General features: G+C 58.5%; 21 protein-coding genes. 8 read left to right on the forward strand and 13 right to left on the reverse strand.

Annotated features, from left to right (window positions below):
- Nucleotides 1-103 precede the first annotated feature (103 nt).
- Complete coding sequence (locus QZL66_RS08910; RefSeq protein ID WP_022411368.1) at nt 104-2,722, reverse strand: cation-translocating P-type ATPase; 2,619 nt, start codon at nt 2,720-2,722, stop codon at nt 104-106.
- 846 nt (nt 2,723-3,568) lie between these two features.
- Nucleotides 3,569-5,995: a hypothetical protein gene (locus QZL66_RS08915; protein WP_022411369.1), complete on the reverse strand. Its 2,427-nt coding sequence runs from the start codon at nt 5,993-5,995 to the stop codon at nt 3,569-3,571.
- A 332-nt stretch (nt 5,996-6,327) separates the two neighbouring features.
- Between QZL66_RS08915 and guaB the strand changes: the two genes are divergently transcribed.
- From guaB to QZL66_RS08930, 3 genes are all read left to right on the forward strand, one after another.
- The gene (gene guaB, locus QZL66_RS08920) at nt 6,328-7,800 is read left to right on the forward strand and encodes an IMP dehydrogenase (protein WP_022411370.1); all 1,473 of its coding nucleotides are present in this window, start codon (nt 6,328-6,330) and stop codon (nt 7,798-7,800) included.
- Between the two features lie 433 nt (nt 7,801-8,233).
- Nucleotides 8,234-9,478, forward strand: coding sequence for a lysophospholipase L1 and related esterase (locus tag QZL66_RS08925; protein WP_022411371.1), 1,245 nt, complete (start codon nt 8,234-8,236; stop codon nt 9,476-9,478).
- A 315-nt stretch (nt 9,479-9,793) separates the two neighbouring features.
- Nucleotides 9,794-11,455 carry a S1C family serine protease gene (locus QZL66_RS08930; protein ID WP_022411372.1) on the forward strand — a complete coding sequence of 554 codons (1,662 nt, stop codon included), beginning with the start codon at nt 9,794-9,796 and terminating at the stop codon, nt 11,453-11,455.
- Between the two features lie 322 nt (nt 11,456-11,777).
- On the opposite strand, the gene QZL66_RS08935 is transcribed toward QZL66_RS08930, so the two are convergent.
- The 9 genes from QZL66_RS08935 to QZL66_RS08975 form a co-directional block, all read right to left on the reverse strand.
- A complete protein-coding gene (locus QZL66_RS08935) occupies nt 11,778-12,716 on the reverse strand; it encodes a hypothetical protein (protein WP_022411373.1) in 939 nt (312 codons plus the stop codon).
- Entirely contained in the window at nt 12,713-13,138 is a 426-nt protein-coding gene (locus QZL66_RS08940; protein ID WP_022411374.1) for a hypothetical protein, read from the reverse strand. The genes QZL66_RS08935 and QZL66_RS08940 overlap by 4 nt, the downstream gene beginning before the upstream one ends.
- Nucleotides 13,135-13,548, reverse strand: coding sequence for a hypothetical protein (locus QZL66_RS08945; RefSeq protein WP_022411375.1), 414 nt, complete (start codon nt 13,546-13,548; stop codon nt 13,135-13,137). The genes QZL66_RS08940 and QZL66_RS08945 overlap by 4 nt, the downstream gene beginning before the upstream one ends.
- 12 nt (nt 13,549-13,560) lie before the next feature.
- Complete coding sequence (locus QZL66_RS08950) at nt 13,561-13,914, reverse strand: hypothetical protein (RefSeq protein ID WP_022411376.1); 354 nt, start codon at nt 13,912-13,914, stop codon at nt 13,561-13,563.
- Nucleotides 13,907-14,800, reverse strand: coding sequence for a hypothetical protein (locus tag QZL66_RS08955; RefSeq protein ID WP_022411377.1), 894 nt, complete (start codon nt 14,798-14,800; stop codon nt 13,907-13,909). Before QZL66_RS08955 ends, QZL66_RS08950 begins: the two co-directional genes overlap by 8 nt.
- Nucleotides 14,801-14,917: 117 nt before the next feature.
- On the reverse strand, nt 14,918-15,886 hold the full coding sequence (locus QZL66_RS08960; protein ID WP_022411378.1) for a phage major capsid protein: 969 nt from the start codon (nt 15,884-15,886) through the stop codon (nt 14,918-14,920).
- Nucleotides 15,883-17,064 carry a hypothetical protein gene (locus QZL66_RS08965; protein WP_022411379.1) on the reverse strand — a complete coding sequence of 394 codons (1,182 nt, stop codon included), beginning with the start codon at nt 17,062-17,064 and terminating at the stop codon, nt 15,883-15,885. The genes QZL66_RS08960 and QZL66_RS08965 overlap by 4 nt, the downstream gene beginning before the upstream one ends.
- 17 nt (nt 17,065-17,081) lie before the next feature.
- A complete protein-coding gene (locus tag QZL66_RS08970) occupies nt 17,082-18,338 on the reverse strand; it encodes a PBSX family phage terminase large subunit (RefSeq protein ID WP_293602116.1) in 1,257 nt (418 codons plus the stop codon).
- The gene (locus QZL66_RS08975; RefSeq protein WP_226942785.1) at nt 18,328-18,816 is read right to left on the reverse strand and encodes a terminase small subunit; all 489 of its coding nucleotides are present in this window, start codon (nt 18,814-18,816) and stop codon (nt 18,328-18,330) included. Before QZL66_RS08975 ends, QZL66_RS08970 begins: the two co-directional genes overlap by 11 nt.
- A gap of 284 nt (nt 18,817-19,100) precedes the next feature.
- On the opposite strand from QZL66_RS08975, the gene QZL66_RS08980 reads away from it, so the two are divergent.
- From QZL66_RS08980 to QZL66_RS09000, 5 genes are all read left to right on the forward strand, one after another.
- A complete protein-coding gene (locus QZL66_RS08980; RefSeq protein WP_022411382.1) occupies nt 19,101-19,853 on the forward strand; it encodes a TraX family protein in 753 nt (250 codons plus the stop codon).
- Nucleotides 19,854-19,930: 77 nt separating this feature from the next.
- Nucleotides 19,931-20,248, forward strand: a complete 318-nt coding sequence (locus QZL66_RS08985; protein WP_022411383.1) for a PadR family transcriptional regulator — start codon at nt 19,931-19,933, stop codon at nt 20,246-20,248.
- Nucleotides 20,249-20,269: 21 nt separating this feature from the next.
- A complete protein-coding gene (locus QZL66_RS08990; protein WP_022411384.1) occupies nt 20,270-20,833 on the forward strand; it encodes an HAAS signaling domain-containing protein in 564 nt (187 codons plus the stop codon).
- Nucleotides 20,830-21,123: a hypothetical protein gene (locus tag QZL66_RS08995; protein ID WP_022411385.1), complete on the forward strand. Its 294-nt coding sequence runs from the start codon at nt 20,830-20,832 to the stop codon at nt 21,121-21,123. Before QZL66_RS08990 ends, QZL66_RS08995 begins: the two co-directional genes overlap by 4 nt.
- Nucleotides 21,117-22,151 carry a DUF4097 family beta strand repeat-containing protein gene (locus QZL66_RS09000; RefSeq protein ID WP_022411386.1) on the forward strand — a complete coding sequence of 345 codons (1,035 nt, stop codon included), beginning with the start codon at nt 21,117-21,119 and terminating at the stop codon, nt 22,149-22,151. The genes QZL66_RS08995 and QZL66_RS09000 overlap by 7 nt, the downstream gene beginning before the upstream one ends.
- A 531-nt stretch (nt 22,152-22,682) precedes the next feature.
- Here the strand turns inward: QZL66_RS09000 and QZL66_RS09005 are convergent.
- Complete coding sequence (locus QZL66_RS09005; RefSeq protein ID WP_022411387.1) at nt 22,683-23,177, reverse strand: SLOG family protein; 495 nt, start codon at nt 23,175-23,177, stop codon at nt 22,683-22,685.
- A 4-nt stretch (nt 23,178-23,181) separates the two neighbouring features.
- The coding region (locus tag QZL66_RS09010; RefSeq protein ID WP_293602122.1) for a hypothetical protein at nt 23,182-24,071 on the reverse strand (890 nt) is incomplete at its 5' end.

Consider the following 24,071-nt stretch of genomic DNA (forward strand, 5'->3'; position numbering starts at 1 on the left):
TGCTGCGCACTGCCAGCTCCCCTTTCAGGGGAGCCTGTGATACATAATTTTACACAATTTGAGTAGGGACACGGCGTGCCGTGTCCGCCGATTCCCGCAGCGCTCACCCTTTCCGCCGTCCCAGCCCCGCCAGCGAGGACACCAGCGGCACTGCCAGCGAGAATGCCGCAGCAATGCCCGTCTGCTGTCCGGTGAGCAGAACGGTGGAGAAGATGACACGCAGCGCCGGTACGGCAATTGCAGCAGCCAGCACGCCCACCGAAACCAGCACCGCCCCGATGAGCCAGCCGTTGCTGGCATAGGGAATGGAAAACAGCGTCTTGCGCTCCGACTTGCACTCGAATACGTGAATCAATTGGGAGAGGATCAGCGTGCAGAGCGCACCGGTGCGTGCAGCCTCCAGCGTGCCTCCGAGACGGAGCAGGACGGCGAATGTCCCCAGCGTGCAAATGCCGATCATGATGCCCCGAAACACAATGCGTCCCATGAGTCCGTCGGAGAAAAAGCTCTCGTCCGGCTTGCGTGGCGGACGCTGCATGGCCTCCGGCTCCGGCGGTTCCAGCCCCAGCGCAATGGCGGGCAGCCCGTCGGTCACCAGATTCACCAGCAGCAGCTGCGTGGGCAGCAGCACCACTGGCATGCCCATGAGAATCCCCAGAAACATGGTCAGCACCTCTCCGATGTTGCAGGAGAGCAGATACCGCACAAATTTCCGGATGTTGGCGTAGACGCACCGCCCCTGTTCCACAGCATCCACCAGCGTGGCGAGGTTGTCGTCGGTGAGCACCACGTCCGCTGCCTGCCGTGCCACGTCCGTTCCGCTCCTGCCCATGGCAACGCCCACATCGGCCTCCTTGATGGCAGGCGCATCATTTACCCCGTCCCCCGTCATGGCGACGATCTCTCCCCGCCGGCGGTAGGCACGCACCAGACGCAGCTTGTGCGCCGGATTCACCCGTGCAAAGACGGCGTACTGATCCAGACAGGCGTCCAGCTGGGCATCGCTGAGGGCATCCAGCTCTGCGCCGGTCATCGCCTTTTTCCCGCGCAGCAGCCCTGCCTGTCGTGCAATGGCGGAGGCGGTGTTCTTGTGGTCGCCGGTGATCATCACCGTGCGGATCTTTGCCCGTGCGCAGGTGCGGATCGCCGTGCGTGCGGACTCTCTGGGCGGGTCGATCATGGCAGCAAGCCCTAGAAACACGCAGTCCCCTGTGCCGTCCTGCCGGGCAAGCGCCAGCACACGCAGCGCCTGATCGGAGAACTGCGCCGCCTGTTCCCGAATGCTGCGCTTTTGGGCAGCCGTCAGCGGGACGGTTTTGTCCCCCAGCATCTGGAATCCGCACTGCTCCAGAATGCAGTCCGCAGCCCCTTTCCAATAGGTGCACACGCCGGCGCCGGCGGAAACGGTCACCGCCATGCGCCGTGTCTCGCTGTCAAACGGCTCCATGTGCCGGACAGGGTGCTGCCGCAAAAGCTTTTCCCGTGAGATGCCCGCCTTTTCCGCTGCCACCAGCAGGGCAGCCTCCGTGGGGTCGCCCACAGCGTGCCAGCTGCCACGCTCTGTCCGCTGGCTGCGGTTGCGCTGGGACTTCTCCGGGGTCTCCCGATGCAGTTCCGCCGTGCTGCAAAGAGAACCGCAGACCAGCAGCTCCCGCAGGGCTGGCTTCGCCGAGGGATTGACCATGCGGCCGTCCTGTAAAAATGCGCCGGCAATGTGCAGCCCCGTGCCCGTGACCTGAAAGGACTCCCCGCCGGCGGAGATGGCGGTGACGGTCATGCGGTTCTCGGTGATGGTGCCGGTCTTGTCGGAGCAGATGACGCTGGCGCACCCCAGTGTTTCCACGCTGTGCAGGCGGTTCACCAGTGCGCCGTGCTTCATCATCCGGCTCACCGCCAGCGCCAGCGCAATGGTCACCGTGGCGGGCAGTCCCTCCGGAATGGCAGCGATGGCGATGGTGATGCCGGTCATGAGCATGTCGAACACCGGTTCGCCCCGCAGAATGCCGGCGAGGAACACCGCAGCGCAGACCCCCAGACAGAGCAGCGCCACCGCTTTTCCCAGACCGGCGAGCCGCTTTTGCAGGGGTGTCATATCCTGCCGGACATCCTGTAGCATGACGGAGATCTTTCCCATTTGGGTGTATGTGCCGGTGGCGATGACGATTCCCTCGGCGCTGCCCCGCAGAACGGCAGTGCCGGCGTAGACGATGTTGGGCTTATGCAGGTCGTTGCCGGTGTCCGCCGGATCGCCGGAACGCTTGGCAACTGCCTCCGATTCGCCGGTGAGGATGGACTCGTTCACCGCCAGACCGGAAGCCGAAGCCAGCGCAGCATCTGCCGGCACGTTGTCGCCTGCCTCCAGCCGGATGCAGTCCCCACGCACCAGTTCCCGTGCCGGAATGGTCTGCCATGTGCCGTCCCGGCAGACGGCCGCTGTGGGGGCGGTGAGATTGCGCAGGGATTCCAGTGTCTGTTCCGTGCGGAACTCCTGAAGAAATCCCAGAATGGCGTTGAGCAGGACAATGAGGATGATGGTGACCGCATCGGTGACCTCCCCCAGAAAGGCGGAGACAGCGGTGGCTGCGAGGAGGATGAGCACCATCACATCCCGGAACTGTCCGAGGAACATGCGGACGGGGTGGAGTTTGGCGGAGGCGGAGAGTTCGTTTTCCCCGTCTTGGCGCAGGCGTTCCCGTGCCTGTTTGGAAGTAAGACCGGACATAGAGCAATTCCCTCTTTCTCAGAGCCGGCGGCTCTGGCAAATTGACGCGGACAGGGTGCGCCTTGTACCACCTTATGCAGAAGAGCCGGAGGGCATGCCGGCACGGGAAAATTCGGCAGGATCCCCAAGATTGGGATAAGAAAAGAGAATTTCAAATACAGCTTTTGTAGGGACACGGCGTGCCGTGTCCGCAGGTTTCAGCAAAGGGAAGCCCGTTGAAAACGTTCCACCGGAACGTTTCCAAAATCAAGGCGTTACAAGCGGGACACAAGGGCGGAGCGGTCTTGTTCGCTCCGCCCTCGAAAAGCTGTCGCTTTTCTCACCCACCTTCCCCGTGCGCCAAAAGCATGGCGCAGGGAGTTTCGCTGTCTGCGGACAGCGACTTAGAGGGACGTGCCCTCTAAGAACACCTCGCCAGCTGCGCTCAGCTGGAGCAGCCTGACGGGTTCAACAGCTCCATTTCTTTTTGTTCCTGTACGATGCTTTACGTTATCACGGCTCGCCGTATCCGCCAATCCCCCACAAAAAAGAGGAGCGAACCCAAGATCCGCTGTAGGGACACGGCGTGCCGTGTCCGCTGATTTCACCTAAAACAAAAGGATAGAAAATATAAGGCTCCCCTGAAAGGGGAGCTGGCAGTGCGCAGCACTGACTGAGGGGTTCTGCCAATATTGAAAGCATCACGAAAGAACCCCTCCGAGCGGCTTCGCCGCCCACCTCCCCTTTCAGGGGAGGCTAATTTTTCTCCATTTTTGTTACATGAAACCGGCGGACACGCAAAACATCCCACAAAAAAAGAGGAGCGAACCCAAGATCCGCTCCTCCATTCAAGCTGTTTCCCCGCTCTCACTGCCAGAAGACCACTAGATCTTCCACCGCCTCATAGAGATTGGGGTTATGTTTGGTCAGTCCCTGATTGACGATGCTGAACATCAGCAGCACGACCATTCCCACGCTTCCCAGCAGCACCAGCCACGACAGCCGGTACCGTGCCGCAGAATCGCCCCGTCTTGCCGTGCCGGAATTGCAGCGCAGCAGACAGCCCACGCTGCCCAGCACCGCCGGCGGTAGCAGGTCAATGACGTAGCGCATGTTGACACCGCCCATGCAGAAGTTCAGCCATGCCATCGCCACCGGCAGCAGGAAACACAGCGCAAATACCGCACGCTGCTGGCGCAGTGTCACGCCCTGTAATGTCTCGCTCCCCGGCTGGCGCAGAACACGTGGCAGCAGCAGGAATCCGCACAGCAGCAGCGGATAGCTGCAAACCCCCAGCGCATCGGCGACATAGCGGTACGCCTGATAGCTGTTCAGGCTGAGGCTCTGCACCCCGAAAAACGGGAAGGTGTTGATCATCCTCGGCAGCTGCAGCAAGTCGTGGTAGATTGCCGCCGGCAGCTGGGACAGCTGTAAGTGGTAGGCGTGAATGTCACTGGTGGTCAGCTGGTACGCTGCCCCGAAATCCAGCGGCGAGCCGAACCGCAGCTGGTTGTACGCAAAGATACCGCCAAGCCCTGCCAGCAGCGGCACCAGAAACGCCGCCGCCTGCGACAGCCGGCACTTCCATGTGCTCTGCTTCCGCACCAGAACGCCCAGAAACAGCGGAATCAGAATGGCAGCAGCCACCGCAGCGCTGGGACGTGCGCCCACGCAGAGAATCAGGGAGAGTCCGCTGCCCGCCAGACACAGGGTGCGCCGCACCGGCTTTCCAGCGAAGTGCACGCTGCCCTGAATCCCCAGCCATACCGCCAGCAGTAGGAAGCAGGATGCTGTCGCTACCGCCAGATAATAGAGGTCGGCGTATTGCAGGGAGAAGTACACCCCGCTGCAGCAGACCGCTGCCGGCAGACACCCCAGCAGCAGGAGCAGATTGGCACGTGGCACAAACGCCCGCACAAATGCCATGACAGCACCGCACAGAAACAGGATGGACAGGACGCTGAAAAAGGTCACCGCTACGCCCAGTGGCGGCAGCGCCCCCCGCAGCCAGTAAAACGGGTAGTAAAAGACCAGCACCGGCGTGATGCCGAAATAAGAGTAGTAGTGTCCGTTGTAGTAGGCACGGTCCCATGCGTAAGAGATACCGCTGGCGTTTCGCTCGCTGTTGTCATAGACGTTGTCCAGCTCTGCCAGCTCCGGCGCAGCATCCAGAACCAGCGTCACCCTGCCGTGCTGGAGTGCGTCAAAGGTCTGCACATAGGGGTCATATCCGGCAGCCCCGTTGACCAGCGGATAGGAGATGGTAGTGAGATTCGGGCGCAGGAACAGCAGCGCAGAGGCAGCACAGACGAGCGTCATAACCAGCACCGCTGCCCGATGGCGGAACCTGGTGCGGTCATAGGAAATGCGGTACAGCGCATAGACACGAATCCACTGCACCAGCCCCAGCGCTGCAAACAGCAGCAGATACCGCACAGCGGAAAAGGCATAGGGCACGGCACTGTACAGCACCACGGATTCCAGCGTGACGCTGCTCTTGAGTTCGGAGAATTTCAGCTGGATCTCCCGCAGCGTTCCGTACGGGTCGACTTTAAAATCGCAGGAGCGCCCCTGCCCTGCCGCATATTTTTCGCCGATGACCTGAAACGTCTGGGAGAAGTTGTCGTCCTTGATGGCGGTCTGCACCCGAAACAGCTCGCCGTCCTTCTTTTGCTTCAGACGAATCTGAATGGCACCCACCGTGGAGGGCAGCGTCTCCGGCGCAACAGTCAGCGTGGTGTCGCCGGTCATGGCGATGGTGCCGTCTGCACGGGTCGCATTGTCCTCCGTGACGATCTGGACGGACTCCGGCGAGAGCTGCACCTGTTCCGAGACATTGCAGAAGCTCTTGCCCTGAAATACCGCCACTTCCGCCACCAGAAGCACCACACTGAGCAGCGCCAGCCGCCGGAGCAGCCGGCTCTCCCGCCGTTCCGCCCGCCACAGGGAGAGCAGCACAGAACCGGTGCAGAGCAGCGAGATCAGCAGCAGGATGCCAAAGGGCAGCCCCTCTCCGCTGAAGTTCGCCATGTGGTTGCTGACCAGACTGTCCAGCACCAGAAACAGTACCATTTGGAGCATTGTGGCAATGCCAAGCCGGCGGAGCAGCAGCGGCTTTTCCGGAGCGCCCGTTCCCCAGACCGCATCCCAAAACCGGCGCAGCCTGCCGGAGCTGTCCGGCAATGCGGGCGACGGACAGGGAATGACCTGCTTTTGCACGAGAACAGCGCCCAGCAGCGCACCGCAGATTCCCGTCAGAAGCGGTACGAGAAGATCCGCCCATAGTGTATTCATAAGATGATTCCTGCCTTTCTGTCTGGCGGAGTCCGCCATTTGTCAAAAGTTTTAATTTTCCAAAAATAATACACAGAAATATTATCGCATATTCATTCTTTCGATGTGTAGCAAAACATTGCGGAAATTGTAAAACCAGTGTAAATTTGCGTCTTCTGCCGTCGAAAAGCTTGACAATGGAGCGAAAAAAGAGTATGATAGGTATAATAACCAGTTGTACCGGAGGCTTTCCCGAAGCATTTCCGGTGCATGGACTTTTTCAGAGCCTGTCCCCGCATCCGGACAAATGCCGGGCAGAGGCTCAAACAAATATGATTAAATGGAGGGTCATTATGGCAACAGAACTTTGTGAAAAATTCGGAAAACAGGGGCTGACGTTTGATGACGTTCTGCTGATTCCGGCAGAATCGGACGTAACACCGAATATGATTGATCTGCGCACAACGCTGGCAGGTTCCGTCAAGCTGAAAACACCGGTGATGACAGCGGCGATGGACACCGTCACAGAAGCACAGATGGCGATCGCCATTGCACGGGAGGGCGGTATCGGTATCATTCACAAGAACATGACCATCGAGCAGCAGGCAGACGAGGTGGACAAGGTAAAGCGCTCCGAAAACGGCGTCATTGTCAATCCGTTCTCGCTCACAGAAAATCATCTGGTCTCTGATGCCAACGAACTCATGGGAAAGTACAAGATTTCCGGCGTTCCCATTGTGGACAGCGTGGGCAAGCTGGTGGGCATCATCACCAACCGTGACATGCGTTTCCTCTCCAACTATAACGGTCCGATCTCCGAGGTCATGACCAAGGACAATCTGATCACTGCGCCGGTTGGCACTACGATGGAACAGGCACAGGCAATCCTGCGCCAGCACAAGATCGAGAAGCTGCCGCTGGTGGATGAAAACGGCTACCTCAAGGGACTCATCACCATCAAGGACATCGAAAAGGCTGTCCAGTTCCCCAACTCCGCCCGTGACGAAAAGGGTCGTCTGCTCTGCGGCGCAGCCATCGGCGTGACTGCAAACGTGCTGGAGCGTGCCCATGCGCTGGTAGACGCACAGGCTGACGTGCTGGTTCTGGACTCCGCACACGGCCACAGCAAGAACATCATCAACACCCTGAAGATGGTCAAGGCAGAGTTCCCGAACGTGCCGGTCATCGCCGGAAACATCGCAACTGCAGAAGCTGCCGAGGCACTGATCGCTGCCGGCGCCGACGCTGTCAAGGTCGGCATCGGCCCGGGTTCTATCTGTACCACCCGTATCGTTGCCGGCATCGGCGTTCCGCAGATCACCGCTGTGTATGACGTGGCGCAGGTTGCCAAGAAGTACGGCATTCCGGTCATCGCAGACGGCGGCATCAAGTACTCCGGCGACATTGTCAAGGCACTGGCTGCCGGCGCTAACGTGGTCATGCTCGGCTCGCTGCTGGCAGGCTGTGCAGAATCTCCGGGAGAAACCGAGATCTATCAGGGACGTTCCTTCAAGGTATACCGTGGCATGGGCAGTCTGGCTGCCATGGCAAACGGCTCCAAGGACCGTTACTTCCAGGAGGGCGCAAAGAAGCTGGTTCCGGAGGGCGTCGAGGGCCGTGTTCCTTACAAGGGGAGCGTGGCAGACACCATCTTCCAGCTGGTCGGCGGTATCCGTTCCGGTATGGGCTACTGCGGCTGTCCCACCATCGAGGAGCTGCACCAGAAGGCAAAGTTCGTTCAGATCACCAACGCCGGTCTGCGTGAGAGCCATCCCCACGATATCCAGATCACCAAGGAAGCACCGAACTACTCGGCACAGTCCTGATCGAAAAAATTACGGAATGGAAAGGTCGTGTTCGCCAAGGCGGGCATGGCCTTTTTTGTTCACGGTGCGCCGTCCGGTGCCGCACGAAAATTTCTCCCGCTCTGCAAATCAGGCTCCCCTGAAAGGGGTGATTCCCCATGGAATGGGGAAATGTCACGAAGTGACAAAAGGGACCGCTCGGTAAGAGCTGGCAGTGCGTAGCACTGACTGAGGGGGGGTTCTGTGAAATCTTTTCTGTATATTGTTTTTTGCTTTTCCCGCCGGCTTGACATTTCGCCGGAAAACCTGCTATAATGACATCACACCGGCATTGCCGGTGCTTTGGGCAATACCGCACAAAGAGCGTCTGGCGACTTTGCACGCCATCTGCTTGCACAATCTTTGTGCGGTATTGCCTTTGAAAAAAATTAGAGAGAAAGGAATTCAACCAACTATGAAAAAACTGTGGAAAACCATGACCGCCCTCGGCTGCGCTGCTGCCGTCTCGGCGCAGGTTCTGCCGCTGACGGCGTTTGCCATCGAACCGACACAGGTACATGTGCTGGCGCTGGGCGACGAGGGACTCGCCTCGGCAGCCGACACCTCCGCTGCCTCCTACGTGGCGGACTATCTGGGTGCTACCCTGTCGGACTACACCCAGACCGGCAAAAAGGCGTCCGACCTGCTGACAGAGGTGGAGAGCGACGCTGCGCTTCAGGCAGATCTGGTGCAGGCAGATGTGATTCTGCTCTCTGTGGGCGTGAATGACCTCGCTGACCCCATTCTCTACGAGAATGCCGACCTGCTGGATGCCTCCCAGTACACCAGTCTGGATGACATGGTCAACGCCCTGTCCACCTCTTCCGCCCTCCTGCTGAACGACCGGCTGGCTGCTTCCATGCCTGCTATCGTGGAGAGCGCCAACCAGAGCATCGAGGCGCTGGTGCAGGCGATCTACCAGAAGAACACCAGTGCGGATATCATCATCCAGACGGTTTCCAATCCGCTGGCAGTGGAGTTCACCAAGATCAAGGCGTCAGAAAACCGCCGCTGGGCGTTCCACCAGCTGTATGAGTACATGGAGGTCTACCTGAACGGCGGCAAGACCACCAACAATGCTGTCATTGCCGAGGGTGTGAACCAGAAGATCAAGTCCCTGCCCCACGTCAGTGTGTCGGATTTCCACGATGCCTTTGTGGGTGCTGACGGCGAGGAGGCGCTGGGCTTCTACCTGACCAATATCGCCAGTCTGGACATGCGTTTCACCGAGATCGGAAAACTGGTGGCAGCAGCTTCGGCACTGGACGCTGCCGGACTCACCGTGGGCAATGGCAGCGTTCTTGCGGATGCCTACGCAGCCACCGGCGAAAATGCCACCCTCCCCACCCTGCGTGCCTCGCTGGACAGCGTTATCCGGACCGCAGCTGGCAATGCCCAGACCGTGTACGCACTGGGCGATGTGAATGCGGATGCTGCCGTGACACTGGATGATGCGTTCCTCACCCTCCAGCAGTACGCCTATTCCGCAGCCGGCGGAAAGCACATCCTCCAGCCGGCACAGCGCCGTGCAGCCGATGCCGATAACGACGGCAAGCTCTCCATGGACGATGCGTTCCTGTGGCTTCAGTACTACTCCATGTGCGCAGCCGGACAGGACGTAGATCTGGAAGCATTCCTCGTGAAGAACGGAAGAAACTGAGAACGGTAAGCCTTTGATAGGAATACGGCAGCGCTCGCCCCTGTAGGGACAGGTTGTGCCGTGTCCGCAAAAACACGCCAAATCAAGAAAACGGGCAGAGCCTGCACTTTTGCAGCTCTCTGCCCGTTTTTGATGAAAAAACCCCGTGTGAAGCCTTTGTGGAAGCCATTTTATCTTCTTTTCTATCTCTTATCATAAGATTATCACATAAAACCGTATAATTAGAATCACAGAAACAAAGAGAACAGCAACCAGTCACCGGAGCCATTCCGGTACGGCAAATGCCGTTCCTGATGATAGAAAGGAAGCGTCATTATGTTTGAGGACGAAAAGAAATTCGAGAATACACAGGGAACTGAAACGCCGGTAGCCGGCACCGCACCGACACCGGAAACCGCCAATCCCGCCGCTGGCCAGTCCGCCGGCGCATGCGATCCGTACGCCTACCAGAACGGCTACTATCGGAACACCGCACCCCATCAGGATGAACCGGTAAACAGCGGCGCATACAGCCAGCCGCAGACCGCCTCTTCCGGCAGCGGTTCGCAGGTTCCGCCCACCAGCCAGAACGGCTACAGCTACGTCAACTACTATTCCGACCCCAACAGCGGAAATCATCAGAAGCCCAAGAAAAAGCACACCGGCCTGAAAGCCGTTGCCTGTGTTCTGGCAATGGTTCTGGTGTCCGGCGCATCCATCGGCATCTATGAGGGCGTTCGTTCCTCGATGGAGACCAGCAGCGCTGTTGTCAGCGACAGCAGCGAGGACACCGCCGAAAAGAGCGACAGTTCCGCTTCCGATGACAGCAGCACTGGTTCCGTCCAGAGCAGCAATGCGGAGAGCTGGATCCAGCTTGCTTCCAAGGAGGGCTCTATGTCCATTGCGGACATTGTCAAGAAAGTCACCCCGTCGGTTGTGGGCGTGCAGTCCACATTCACCAGCACCGCCAATAACAGCGCCTATAACTACTACGGCGGCTTCTTCGGATTCGGCGGAAACAACGGACAGAACGGCACCCAGCAGGCAGTCGGTGTCGGCACCGGTATCATCATGTCGGAGGATGGCTACATTGTCACCAATGCCCACGTCATCTACGACGATGAGAACGGCTACGGCGAGGCAACTGCCGTACAGATTCAGATGTCCGACGAAAAGACAACTTATGATGCAAAGATCGTCGCCTATGATAAAGAAGCAGATATCGCCGTGCTGAAAATCGATGCAAAAGGTCTGACTGCCGCAGAATTTGGCGACAGCGATAAGTGCGAGGTCGGCGAAGCCGTGGTTGCCATTGGTAACCCGCTGGGTCTGGAATTCCAGAACACCGTTACCTGCGGTATCATCTCCGCACTGAACCGGAAGGTCACCATCAACGATAACGCTATGACACTGATCCAGACGGATGCCGCTATCAATAACGGCAACTCCGGCGGCCCGCTGATCAACAGCTCCGGTCAGGTCATCGGCATCAACTCCGCAAAAATGTCTTCCACCTACTCCTCCAGCGGTGCAAGCGTCGAGGGTCTGGGCTTTGCCATCCCTATGACAGAGGCAAAGCAGATCGTGGATGACCTCATCAACTATGGCTATGTCACCGGCCGTCCGCAGCTGGGCATCACCTGTCAGGATGTCTCTCAGGCAGTGTCCGAGGCGTATAACATCCCCGTCGGCGCTTATATCATCAGCGTCACCGAGGGCGGTGCAGCCGAAAAGGCTGGCCTTCAGGCTGCCGATGTCATCACAGGCATTCAGGATCAGGACATCTCCACCACGGAAGAACTCAACAACATCAAGAATGAATATAACGCCGGCGATACCGTCACCCTGAAGGTTGTCCGCAACGGACAGGAAATGAAGGTTGACGTGGTGCTGGAAGAAGTCAAGGGCACACAGAACCAGACCAAGCAGAAGAGCAGCAACAGCAATAGCGAAAATAGCAATGGCGAAAACAGCAATAGCGAAAATAGCAATGGCTAAAGGCTGGCTCGTGTCCGTCAGAGCGGCATCGCTCTGAATCCAATTTCGACAGTTTCATTTTTCATACATTCTCCTTATTATTTTTGCAAAAAGGCCGTCCGGCGAAAACCGGGCGACCTTTTTGTTTTGGAATATGCTGTTTTGGCGGGGACAGGTTTTTAGAGCTTGTTCCGGATCTTTTTCTGTGCGGATTTTCGAGCATGATTTTGACGGTGACAAGGAAAAAATCCGTAGGCATACTTTGTGTCTGGCAAGGATTTTTGACGCAGCCACCGGCAAAATCTGCCGAAAAGATGTGCGGAAAAAGATGCGAAACAGGCTCTTATGGATAAAATTCGTCCTCGTAGGCTTCCAGACGGGTGCGGATGCCGTTTTTCCCGCCGGTGATCTGCACGCCGGTGACAATGGCGTTGCTGATGTCGTTTTCATAGCTGATCCTGTCCCCTAAACTGGCGGACAGAATGCCGTTGGCGTTGACAAAGAAGTACTGCCGTCCCCGTGCTGCAAACTTCCGCCGAAACGTCAGCGCCTGCTGGGGGTCGTAGAGATACTGCCGGTCGAGGGGGAGATAGCGGGAGCGGACAATGCCCAGACTCTGCGCCTTGGAATCGGTCTCGTGGAAATTGTCGTAGCTGCCGTCGGTGTCTGCCATGTAGAAGTCCCGAATCATGCGGGAGTGATCCAGCCCGATGCCCACGCCCACCACCGTGCTCTCTGAAAAGTGGAAGGAGGTATACTGCGTGGGCAGATTCATGCGCACCTCGTTGGCGCCCCGAATAAAGGGATACCGCTGGTGCAGCTTATAGGTGAGGTTGGCGATGCCGTCCCACATGCTGCACCCCTCTTTGACAAAGAGGTAGTTGCTGGTGTCGGTGCTGCGCTCCCACGTGATCTGGCTGGGCAGTGTGTGGAACTCCGTCATCAGCCGGTCGAGGGACATGCCGGTGTACAGCTTGGGTGCCAGCTGGTTTTGCAGCAGCATGGCAGTCATGCCTTTGGAAACCACGTGGAAGCGGACAGCGCCGTTTTCACGGGTCATGCGCAGCTGTTCCACCGTACCGCAGTGCACCTCCTGCCCGTTCAGCTCCATCCGGACACGGAACACGTCTTTCAGCGTGTCCAGCGAGATGGAGGCATATCCCACGACAGAAAGCTGGGTGTAGGGGGTGTAGATCTCCTGTTTCAGAGAAAAGGAGGCGATGCGGTTCTGATATACGTGGATGACATTGGGGGTGTCCAGTTTCAGGGCAAAATCACTCATTCCGCCGTCACCTCCGAAGCTGCCGCTGCCGTATCCGGCACGTAAATGCCGTTGGCGGTGTACAGCACCAGCTGACAGGGCAGGATGCCGGTTTCCGCTGTCTCCGAAACGGTGTACTCCAGGAGGCACGCTGCTGCAAACCGCATGCCCCGCAGCTCAAAGATATATCGTGTGTTGTCCCGGATGGAACGGTCCAGCGTCTGAATGATGGATGCCGGATTGTCTGTGAAACAGAAGTGCCCCTCCAGCGTAATGCGCTTGCTGCGGTTGGCGGAGCTTGTGACATAGGAAACATTGATGAGTCCGTTCTGTTCCGAGAGCACCCGCTCGCCGTGGAGCCTCCAGCTGCTGGCATAGAGCGTCAGCGTGTCCAGCCGAACGGGAAAGGCACGCTGTTTTACCGTGGTATAGGTGGTAATCATTGGGCAGATATCTCCTCTCGTGTGGTCTTGAGAACGCCGGACAGGGAGAACGTGCCGTGGAGCACCATGCGCTGAAGCTGGCGGATCTCCGCCGGTGTCCCGCTTTGGATCTCCTGCATTTCCGCACCGGCGGTGAGCATGCCTTCCAGCACCTCGCTGTGGAATGCGGTGTAGACGGCAGCCATGTCTGTCTCCACCGGCATGCAAAGACTCACCCGAAACCGCATGGAGAAGCCCCGGCAGAGGTGCGTGTCCGTCAAAAAGGACGGCTGCATCTCCATAGACTCCACCCCCAGCACCAGAAACTGCGTTTTCCGCTGGTCAAAAGGGCTGGGGTCGTAGGAAAAATAGACCGGCAGGGCGGTGTGTGCCATCAGTGCAGCCCGAAGCTGCGTGAGAATCTCTTCCATGGTGTTCCCTCCTCATACGGTGAAAAATTGAAAAGTGTCGTCCAGCAGCAGGTCACGGCACATGGTACGGCAGCCTGCGGCAAAGGTCTGGGCGAACGCCAGCTTTTGGGCAGCATCGGTGTTCTGGGCAATGGTGCCGGCAAAGGTGCACGCCGTGCGGTCCCGTGGAGCGGTCAGCTCTGTGTAGTGCACCAGCGCCACCGCTGCTGCCAGATAATTCAGACGGGCATCGCTCTCGTCGGCATCTTCCCGAAGCGCTTGCCGTACCTCTGTCACCGCCAGTTCCAGCAGGGACTGATACTTGCCGGTGTCCACGTCCGAACCGGCGAACAGCCCGAATAACAGGGCGATCTGCGACTCATTCACCGGACACCCCTCCTGCCTTTACCTGAAATGCGGCGTTTTCTGCGGCGAAACGCTGTCCGTCCGGCAGCTGCCCGCGGCACTGTTTTGCCTGCTTGGTGCGCAGCGTCTCCCGAAATTCCAGCAGCTCCGGCAGTGTCATGCGTGCCGCAGCTGTCGAAACGGCATCCTGTTCCGCTGCGCCCTCCGTGAGGAAGCGCAGCCGTACAATGTCCTCCCGCACCATGGATTCCGCCTGTGCCAGCAGGGCATCCTTGGCACGCAGCTGCTTTTCCAGCGCCTGACATCTGTCCTTTGTCCCGTCCGTGCCGAACTGCTTGGTCACGCCGGCCTCCCGCTGTGCCGGAACTGCCACAAAGCTCCACTCGTATGCGTCCGTGATGTTGGACAGCACGTGGTGGCACAGTATACCGCCGTAGGTCAGCCCCGCCTGATGGACACAGGGGCTTTTCCGGCAGTCCGCACCGCAGACGGAGCAGGTGCAGGAGGCAGCCGTGCAGGAGATGCTGACCTCTTTCTTGATGCCGCCGTCGATCTCCCGAATGAGATCCCGATTGGCGTCGGTGCGCACCATGTAGGCGTTGCCCTTCAGATAGGTGTACGGTTCTCCGGCAGCCGTGCGCCGTTCCGGCTCCTGCACCAGTTCCGTGGCAAAGATGCGGGCGGTCTGGTTCTCACCCTTGGGATTGTGGTCGAAAATACCGGTTCGCCCCACAAAGAGTGTTTTCAGTTCCTCCAGCGCCTCCAGAGAAAAGCGCTCGCCGTCCCGGTCGATCTCGTTGTCGCAAAGGTGCACGTCAAACAGAAAGACCTCGTCCTCCTGATGGACACGGCGGGTGAACTGGTTGAGCTGCGCCAGCAGCTGCGTTGTGTTTTCTTTTGTGTTCATGATACCTCTCCTCTCTGTTGTGCGGATGTGCAATGGAAATTGCCGGGTCGGGCTCCGGCAGAACCCGCAGGGATTGCGATGCATGCGCTGCACCTCCTTTTTATGACTGAATGTTACTTACAGGGACAGCTCGTGAACGGCAGTCTTGGTCAGCACACGGAAGCCGGCACGCAGCGATACGGCGATGCAGTTTGCCTGCGTATCGATCAGACGGTCGGTCTCCAGCAGCAGATCACCGCAGGTGACCATTTCCAGCGCAAACTGGTGGTTCAGCCCGATGACATAGTCGGCAGACATGCCGGCGCACTTGCGCAGCTGCGCACCGAAGGGCAGCAGGATGGTGCTGGGCTGACCGGCAGCCATGTCCTTCATCTGATCCATGGCCATGATGGACGCAGCCACCGCCGGCGAAGCCAGCAGCATGGTCATGTCAAAGTCGGTGAATGCGCCGTACAGCTTGGTGAGGTCAGCGTATGTCAGCGCCGAGCCGGCCTTCGCCACGATAGAGCCAGCATCGCTCTCCAGCTTGTCTACCGCCTGAAGCAGAATGGAGTTCGCCAGACGCACGCCCACCGAGCGCAGGGTCACAGTGAAGGCGTCCAGACGCTGGCTGCGGATCGCCTCATAGGTAGCACGGATCATACGGCCGTACTTGGTCAGCTTGATTGCCGTGGTCTCCTCCTGATAGACGGAGCCGGGCAGTGCGGTGTTCTGCGCACCCTTTACGGTGTACGCTGCGGTGTCCGTCATGGCCGCTGCCAGATAGTCGCCGGATTCGCTCTTGGTGTGTACCGCCACAATGTCGGACAGAATGGACTGCTCCATGCCGGCGGTGATGGCACGGCGGATGAACTCCGGAAACAGCACGGCGCTGTCCGTGGTGGAGAAGAACTTTTCCACACGGTCGCAGCACGGGCCGCTGACGTGGATGTCGAACCGCTTGAGCTGGCGCTCGAAAGCGTCCAGTCCGGCCAGCGGTGTCTCCGCATACGATGCAGAGGGGTCGGCGGACTCCAGCACCTCGGAGAAGTTCTTGCCGGTAATGTGATACATGCCCTTTTCCAGTTTCAGATTCTGATACATCATGAGAATGACTCCTTTCCAGTTGCAGCAGCGTTGGCTGCCAGTCGTTGTTCGATTTCCTCGGCCTGGGCGTTCCAGAGCCGTGCCTGTGCAAGCTCTGTCTCGTCCTGCAGATTGATGTTGCTCCACACCACCGAAACGGCGGCGGAAGAGCCGGCGAGCCGCAGGAATGCGGTGCCGATGCGACGCAGCGCCGGTTCCAGCAGACGGCGGTAGTACTCCAGCTCAGAGGTCAGGATGTCCGCCTGCTGGGTGCTCATGCGCTCCGTGGTAGACCAGTTCAGTCCCAGCAGGAACGGCGGAATGGAGAGCTTTGCGATAAGCTGTTCCAACAGCTGCCGGACGGGAACTTCGGTGTCCAGCAGGGCGTTGTCCGACCCGATGACCCGAATGTCCACATCGCCGGCACAGACAAAGTCCCGGATCTCCCCGTGCGCTCCGGCACGCATGCCCTCGCTCCACTCCTTGGCGATCTGACGGGTGCGTTCGCCGGCGTAGGCACGCTCTGCCGGATCGCCGGAGGGCTTATACGTTACCGCATAGCGCACATTGCCCATGCGGTCGTAGTTCTGCCCGATGCACTCGTAGATGCGCAGCAGGATCCGGCTGATGGCGGGCAGCCCACGGAGCACGGAAATGCCGTAGGGCTGTCCTGCCGGCGGATTGAGGGCGGTGAACAGGATGCGCTCCGGATGGGCGATGCGCTGCATCTCGGAAGCGCTCTCCCCCATCAGCCAGTACTCACGGCTGCTGACGCTGCTGCCCTGCCGGATGTGCACACAGTGGGGCGGTGCCGTCTGCAATCCGGTGAGCACACCGGTGCGTGGGTCTACCAGCATCTCCCCCAGCGCATTGCCGTAGGTGAGCAGGCTGTCCAGATAGCTGTCCGCAAAACACTGGAGCGACTGCCCCGTCAGTCCCACGGGCACCTCCCGCACAAAGGCGTCCAGCTGGGGCTGAAACCGTCTGGAATCGCACACCAGCCGGAAATCGCCGGTCAGCCGGACGATTTTTCCGATGGCAGCGTCAATGACCGGAACGGCAGCCCGCAGCTGTCCGTAGAGCATCTGTTCCTCCAGCCCGTAGAACTCGGAGCACCAGCCGCTTTCGGAAAAGCGTGGCGTGCTCTGGAGAATGCTGCCCATGGGCGCAGGCGCTTTTTTCTTGGGAAACCATTTCATACTCGTTTCACCTCCTTTCAGGGCTGAGTTCTTGCGGTGGACAGGACGCAGAAGCTGTCTGTCTCTTTCCGGCATACCACCGTGGAGACAAAATACCGCATGTCGTCCATGGCGTGGTCGTGTTCCTTGCGGGGCGCATCGCCGGCAGCGGAATCGTTCCAGCAGTATTGCTGAAACTCCCGCCGGATGTCCGCACAGCACCGGCAGAACCGCAGCTTGTCCTGCTGCAGCAGGTCGCTGACCAGCTGAATGCCGGTGAGCACCTCGTTGTTTGCCGGAATGGCACGAAATCTGCCGTGCCGCTGAATGCAGGCGATCATGCTCGCCGCAGACGGGTCAATGACCACACACTCCACAGCAATGTCCCCTGCCAGCTGTTCCAGTGCGGCGTAGTGCTCCTCATCGGTGCGGCGCTGTCCCATCTTGCGGGAGTCGTAGTAATACTCCCGCATGCGGTACCAGATGCCGTCGCAGTGTCCCCACAGCCCGAAAGAGGCCGGGTTGACAGTGCCGTAGTCGCAGGAGATGACGAACCGGTCGCATTCCGGCGCAGCGTCCACCACGTGGCGGGCCTCGGAGAACATGGGATAGATCTGTCCGTCTGCCGCCGTCCACTTTCCCAGCACAAACCGCTCGTAAAATGCGCCGGTGTACAGCCGCTCATAACGGCGGCGTACCGCAGCCGACAGCGAGGGATTGTCCGCCATGGTGAAGTGGAGGTAGAGGGCGTTTTTTTCCGCCGCTTTGCAGATCCACTCCCGATAGAACCAATGGTAGGGGTGATCCGGATTGCAGTTGAACCAAAGGCGGGAACCGGTCACACTGCACCGTGCCACCGCCTGTTCCACAAAGGAACGTGGCATCAGCGCCACCTCATCCAGAAATACCCCGCACAGCGTCATGCCCTGGATCAGTGCGGCGGAGCTCTCGTCCCGTCCGCCGAAGAGGTAGAAGCGGTTGGTGATGCCGGCGAGGGAGATGTCCGCATAGTTCTTGCTCACCCGTTCCAGACAGGTGAACCCCAGACTGCCCAGCAGCTGCACCAGCGGTGTCATGACATTGCGTTTCAGCGCCGTCACCGTCTTTCCGCACAGGGCGAAGCTGCCGCCCCGAAACGTGGACATCGCCCAGCTCACAAAGCCGATGGACATGGAGAGCGTCTTTCCCGACCGCACAGCGCCGTCGCAGATGATGGCATCATATCCGCTGTACCGCCGCTGGCTCCACCAGCACATGGCGGTTCTCTGTTTGGGGGAAAAACGATCAAACTGCATCGTCTGCATCCCCCGTTCCGCCCAGCGCCGCCAGCAGCGAGGCAGCCGCATTCTTTCCGTCCGCCTCACTGCTCTTCTCAAACAGCGTGGTCAGCGCCTTGAGCCGGTCGAAAAAGTGCACCTCCATGCCGCCGCTCTTGTCCCGCTTCAGCGATGCCACGGGAAACAGATCCAGCGCCTGAATCTGCTGCCCCGTCATAGGTTCCTCCGCCAGAAGCAGCTGAATCACATCGTTGGTGCGCCCGAACGCCAGCCGCTCCAGACCGGCACGGACGATTGCCGCCGGATCGCCCTGGAGTGCGCTGCGGTACGCCTCCACCATTCGCCGGCAGGATGCCTGCCGGAGCAGCGCTGCGCCCTCTGCGGCAGCGTGCTCCGCCGGATAGCCGGCACAGCGTGCTGCCTCCGCCACATCTCCCAGCCGGGCGTAGTGGCAGCAGAACAGGCTGCGCCTGCCTGCTTCATTTTTGTGTTCCATCTTCGTCTGCATCTCCTTTCCTTTTCCGGAGAGGATCGCTGTTCGAAACAAGTCCTCTCACCCATAGGCGTTCTGATGCCAAAAGTTGTACGCCGGCGTACAACTATGAACGAGAATTTACACGATATCCGATAAATATTTACATTCAAGGTGAAAAACACGGTTTTTTTCGTTGACAAACCCCATACGCCGTGCTATAATATAATCACAATCAATATTATACGTAATATAATATTGTGACAAAAAAAGAAAAGCGCATTCCGCAGAGAGAAGAGGACGGTGTTATGAATCGGTCTGGTGCAAGATCACATGCTGGCTGGAGTCAGGATGTCCTCAAATCCATTGCCATGGGGACGATGCTGCTCAACCACATTGCCGCAATTTTTCTGCCCGCCGGAACGGTACTGTGTGAACTGTTCACAGCGGCGGGATATTTTACGGCGATCTCCATGGTTTATTTTTTGGTGGAGGGATATGGCTACACCCGTTCAAAGCGAAACTACTTTTTCCGCCTGCTGCTGTTTGCAGGCATCTCCCAGCTGCCGTATGACCTGGCGTTTTCCGAGACAGGCGTGCTGCGGTTCTGCGGATTGAACATGCTGTTCACCCTCTGCATCTGCTTTGGGATTCTTTGGGTGCTGGAACACGGGAATAATCGCCTGCTGAAAACCGCTGCGGTTCTGGGACTGATCCTGCTGAGCAGCATCAGCGACTGGGCATGGTTGGCGCCGGTATTCACCCTGCTGTTTCGCTGGGCGGGAAAGAACCGCACCAAGGAAGCCGCTGCGTTTGCTGTGGCAGTACTGCTGTTTGGCGGAACGAATGTGCTTGGCGGATGGGGACGGTTTCCCCTGGGCGAGAACCTGCTGTATGCGCTTTTGAGCATGGCGGGAATCGGCACATCCGCCCTCGGCATCCTGCTGTGTTACAACGGGACACGTGGAACACGGTGCCGGACATGTTCGAAATGGTTTTTCTATCTCTTTTATCCCATCCATCTGCTTGTTTTGGGGATTCTTCGAATCTCCCTGCAATAAAGACCTGCCTTCACAGGCGTATACAAGTACAGGTTCTAAATTCCATCAGGAATCCACATCCGAGGAGGTGAGAACATTTGTCTGCATTTTCAATTGGTGCAACGCTGCTGGATGCCATGGTTCTGGCGATCCTGTCGCAGGCGGATACCTACGGCTACCAGATCACCAAGGACATTCAGGCGCACTTCGCCGTGTCCGAATCCACCCTGTATCCGGTACTGCGGCGGCTGCAAAAAAACGGCAGTCTCATCACCTATGACCAGCCCTATCAGGGGCGCAACCGCCGGTACTACCAGATCACGCCGGCGGGCAGAGATTTGCTGGAGCAATACCGGCAGGATTGGATCATCTATCAGGAACAGGTGAACTTTTTTCTGGGAAAGCCGAAAAAATGATATCAAAGGAGAGATTGTTCTATGACACCTCAGGAATACTGCGCCGCTTTGGAACAGGCGCTGTCACCCATGCCGCCGGAGGAACGGCAGGAAACCATTCGCTATTATCTGGAATTTCTGGAGGAGGCGAGCGAAGAAGAACGTGCTGCTCTGGGAACGCCGCAGGAACTGGCGGCACAGCTGCTGCGGGACAGCGGCATTTTCCCCACGCAGAATATTCCGCCGTCTGCCCCCAAATCATCCGGCAGAACCGGCGTCATCATCGCACTGCTCTGCACCTTTCCCATTTGGCTGCCGCTGCTGCTGGTGTGGTACGTTCTGCTGCTGACGGTGCTGATCTGTATCGTCACTGTCCCCATCACTTTTGTTGGCGTGCTGGTGGTGGGCATCTGGAGCATGCTGATGCTTCTGTCCCGTGACTTTCCGCTGGCGCTGCTGTCCCTGGGTATCGGACTGATGGGCGGCGGACTGGCAGTTCTGGTGGCGTATCCCCTCCTGATCGTCTGCCGTACCGTGGCGAAGTTCGGCATCAGCAGCAGCAGGAAGCTGTGGCATCTGGTCTGGAAGGGAGGCAAGACCTCATGAAGAAGCGGAATCGCACCGCCTGTCTGATGCTGTTTGCCGGGTTTGTGCTGTGCGGATTTTTGGGAGCGCAAGACGGATTTCTGTCCCCTACAGTGGCCGCTCCCGCAGCCGCAGAGTCCATCCAGCTGGAACAGATCCAGATTCAGTCGGGCACATTCACCGCCGTTCGTGCGGCGCACGGCAGCACCGCCCATGCAGCCGGCATCGTGCTCACTCTGCCCAAAGCGCAGTTTGAACGTCTGAAGCACGAGCTGCAAGTCACCTCAGAAAGGAGCGAATCACAATGGTAAAATCTTGGGTTATCACGGGTGTCTGCCTGATTGGCGCCGGCGTGCTCTGTTGTACGGCGGCGATCGGTGCCGGCGCACTGAACCAGCAGCGCTATCGGGAGAAGCTGCACCTCACCGACCAGACGGACACACCGTCGGAAAATTTCACCGCCATTCAGGTGGCGCTGAAGGATGCCGATCTCACCGTACAAACAGGAGAATCGGTGTCTGTGGAGGCGGAGAACATCTCGGCAGATTGCTATGACGTGACCGTCAGGGACGGCGTGCTGCGCATCGAACAGCGGAGCAACGACCTGAACCAGTACACCCTCATCCATTTGGGCGGACTCTCCCTCCCCACGGCAAAGATCACGCTGACGCTGCCGGAGGAGAATTACAAGTCCATGGACATCAGTGCCAGCTATGGCGACTGCACCGTGGACGGCATCTCCGCCCAGACATTCTCGGCAAATCTGGACTGCGGCGATGGCACGTTCCAGAATATTTCCACGGAAAACTACACCGTCAAGTCAAGCTATGGCGACTTGCAGCTGTCGGACAGTGAGGTAAAGGACCGCCTCTCCGTCGAGGCGGACAGCGGAAACGTCACCTTTGCCAGAATCGACATCCGGAACCGCTGTCAGGTACAGGATGACTTTGGCGACGTGGAGATGAACGCCGTCACCTGCGGCGTTGCCGAGATGACGCTGGATAGCGGCAGCCTGACCGTGAACCGTTTCGAATGCACCGACGAGGACGCCTCCAGCATCTTCACACTGGATTTCGGCGACTTTATCTGTATCCGCTCCAAACTCTGGAACAGCGACATCTCGCTGGACAGCGGTGACATCCGCACCGAAAAGACTGCCCTGTACGGCGCAACCACCATCAATCTGGAGTTCGGCAGCGCCAGCCTGAATCTGCTGGGCACTTCCGGCGATTACAGTGTGGGACATCTTCTTGCCGGCGGTACAGTATCCGGCGGCGGAAATGTCATCTCCATTTCCGGCGATTCCGATGCAAACGTCACCTTTACCGAAGTTCCGTAACCGTGTTCTTTTCCATGAATTTTCAATACGCAAAAAAATGCCTGCCCCCTTCCGGCTCGTAAGCCGGGAAGAGAACAGGCGTTTTTGCTGCACTTTTAGAGAAGTATAAAAACGACACAGTGCCCACTCCCGAGGGAATGGGCACTGCATCATTAAAGCAATGAGAAAAAGAGAGATAACTGCAAAAATCAATTGCAACAATATTGCTTTCCGATGTGCAGCGCCATGCAAGAGAAAACATGCCCTGCCGTTTCGCAATATTCCATGAAGCACATTCACTGCGTCTTTTCGCAAGCACCGCTGTGAATCATCTGCCTTGCTTCTGTCCTTATTATAGCACAAGTGCACGAAGTTGTCAACAGTTTTTTCTGCGTTTTATGTAAAATATACACGCTGGTTTTTGTGGATTTTGTCGAAAAACATTTTTCCTGTTCTATTTTGTTTCGGTATATTTCACAAATTGTTCGAATGATTTGTGCCGGATTTGGCGGACATTCCCAAGCCTAACTTTTGCACGGGCGGCTTTTCCCGTCATTCCTCCGTCATATCTGCCAGATTGATGACCGGAATGCCCTTTTTCTGCGCCATGCGGATGGTCTGCGCCGTGCCGCTGGGGCCGGCGCTTTTCCGGTAGTAACAGATGCAGCAGTCTGCCAGCATGACCAGACGCTGGTTGCGTTCCCGCATGCAGGTGGCGGTGTAATCCTGCCCCACGCACTCCCACGAGTCCGCAGCGTTCAGAATCCGGTCGTATGCGGCGACCTGCCGTGCACTCCGCCACCGAGCCGTCTGTGTCTCCGGCGCACAGGGCAGCACCAGATGCAGGGCGATGCCGGGGTAGGTGTTCCGCAGCTCCAGCACCTGTTCGGCACATAGAGTGTCCCACCCCAGCGCACCGCCGGCGTAGAAGTCCAGAAAGCCCGTGGCAATGGCGGTGATCAGCAGTCCCCGCAGCTCGGTTTGCAGGGCAGGGAGCTGTGCGCTGGCGATGATGCGGTGTCCCGTGAAACAAATGGCTCTTCCCATGAGGTCATGCCGATGCCGTATCCGGATGCGAACGCCGGCTGCGGAGAATGCTGCCGGTCAGCAGCACCAGTCCGGCAGCGGTCAGCAGCAGCCCGATCAGCAGAACGAGATGCGCCAGCTGTGTCATTGTGCCGGTAAAGACGGCGTACACCGCCGGCTCTTTCAGGGAGAAACGGGAGATGTAATTGGAGCCCATCACCCAGAGCATGGGCGCAGCCAGAAGCACACCGCCGGCAAATGTTCCCGTGCCGATCCAGTAACAGGGCGTGCTCCGGAGGAGGAGCAGCGCACCGATGGCGAGCACGGCGAGAATGCCGCAGCCCGCCGTGAGCAGCATCAGGGGCTTGTGTGCCCTGCCGATGAGCTTCTGCCCGAGTCCGGCGTTTTTCAGTGTGTCCAGCTGGTAGACATCCAGCACATCCTGAATGGTGTGCTCTGCGTTCTGGATGGTCTGCGCCAGCTTGGTGTCATAGGTGCTGTCTTTCTCGCAGTGGTTCTCTGCGGCGTAGCGCTCGAAGTAGTCGGTGATGGACTGTTCCAGCACCGAGAAATCCGGCACTGTCTTGTCCGCCGGATTCTGATAGGAATCCGTCACCTGCTGTTTCATGGCATCCTCCAGCCAGTCCGCAGACAGTGCGTCTAAGTATACGTCGGCGGGAACAGCAGTGGCGTTGTACTCCGTTTCAAACTGGGATTTGAGGGCATCGTAGACTTTCCGGGCAGCGTCCTGTTTCGAGATCTGCGCCGTCAGGAGCGACGGCGAACCGGTGACCGCCGTGCCAATGCTGCCGCCGCAGATGCCGATCAGGGAGAACGCCAGAACGAAACTGCAAAGCAGCCGGAGCAGCAGCCCGCCGATGCGGGGAGAAGATGTCTGGCTCATGGTGTGCCTCC

Source organism: Ruminococcus sp. CAG:330 (assembly GCF_000437175.1).
Lineage (GTDB): Bacteria > Bacillota > Clostridia > Oscillospirales > Ruminococcaceae > Ruminococcus_C.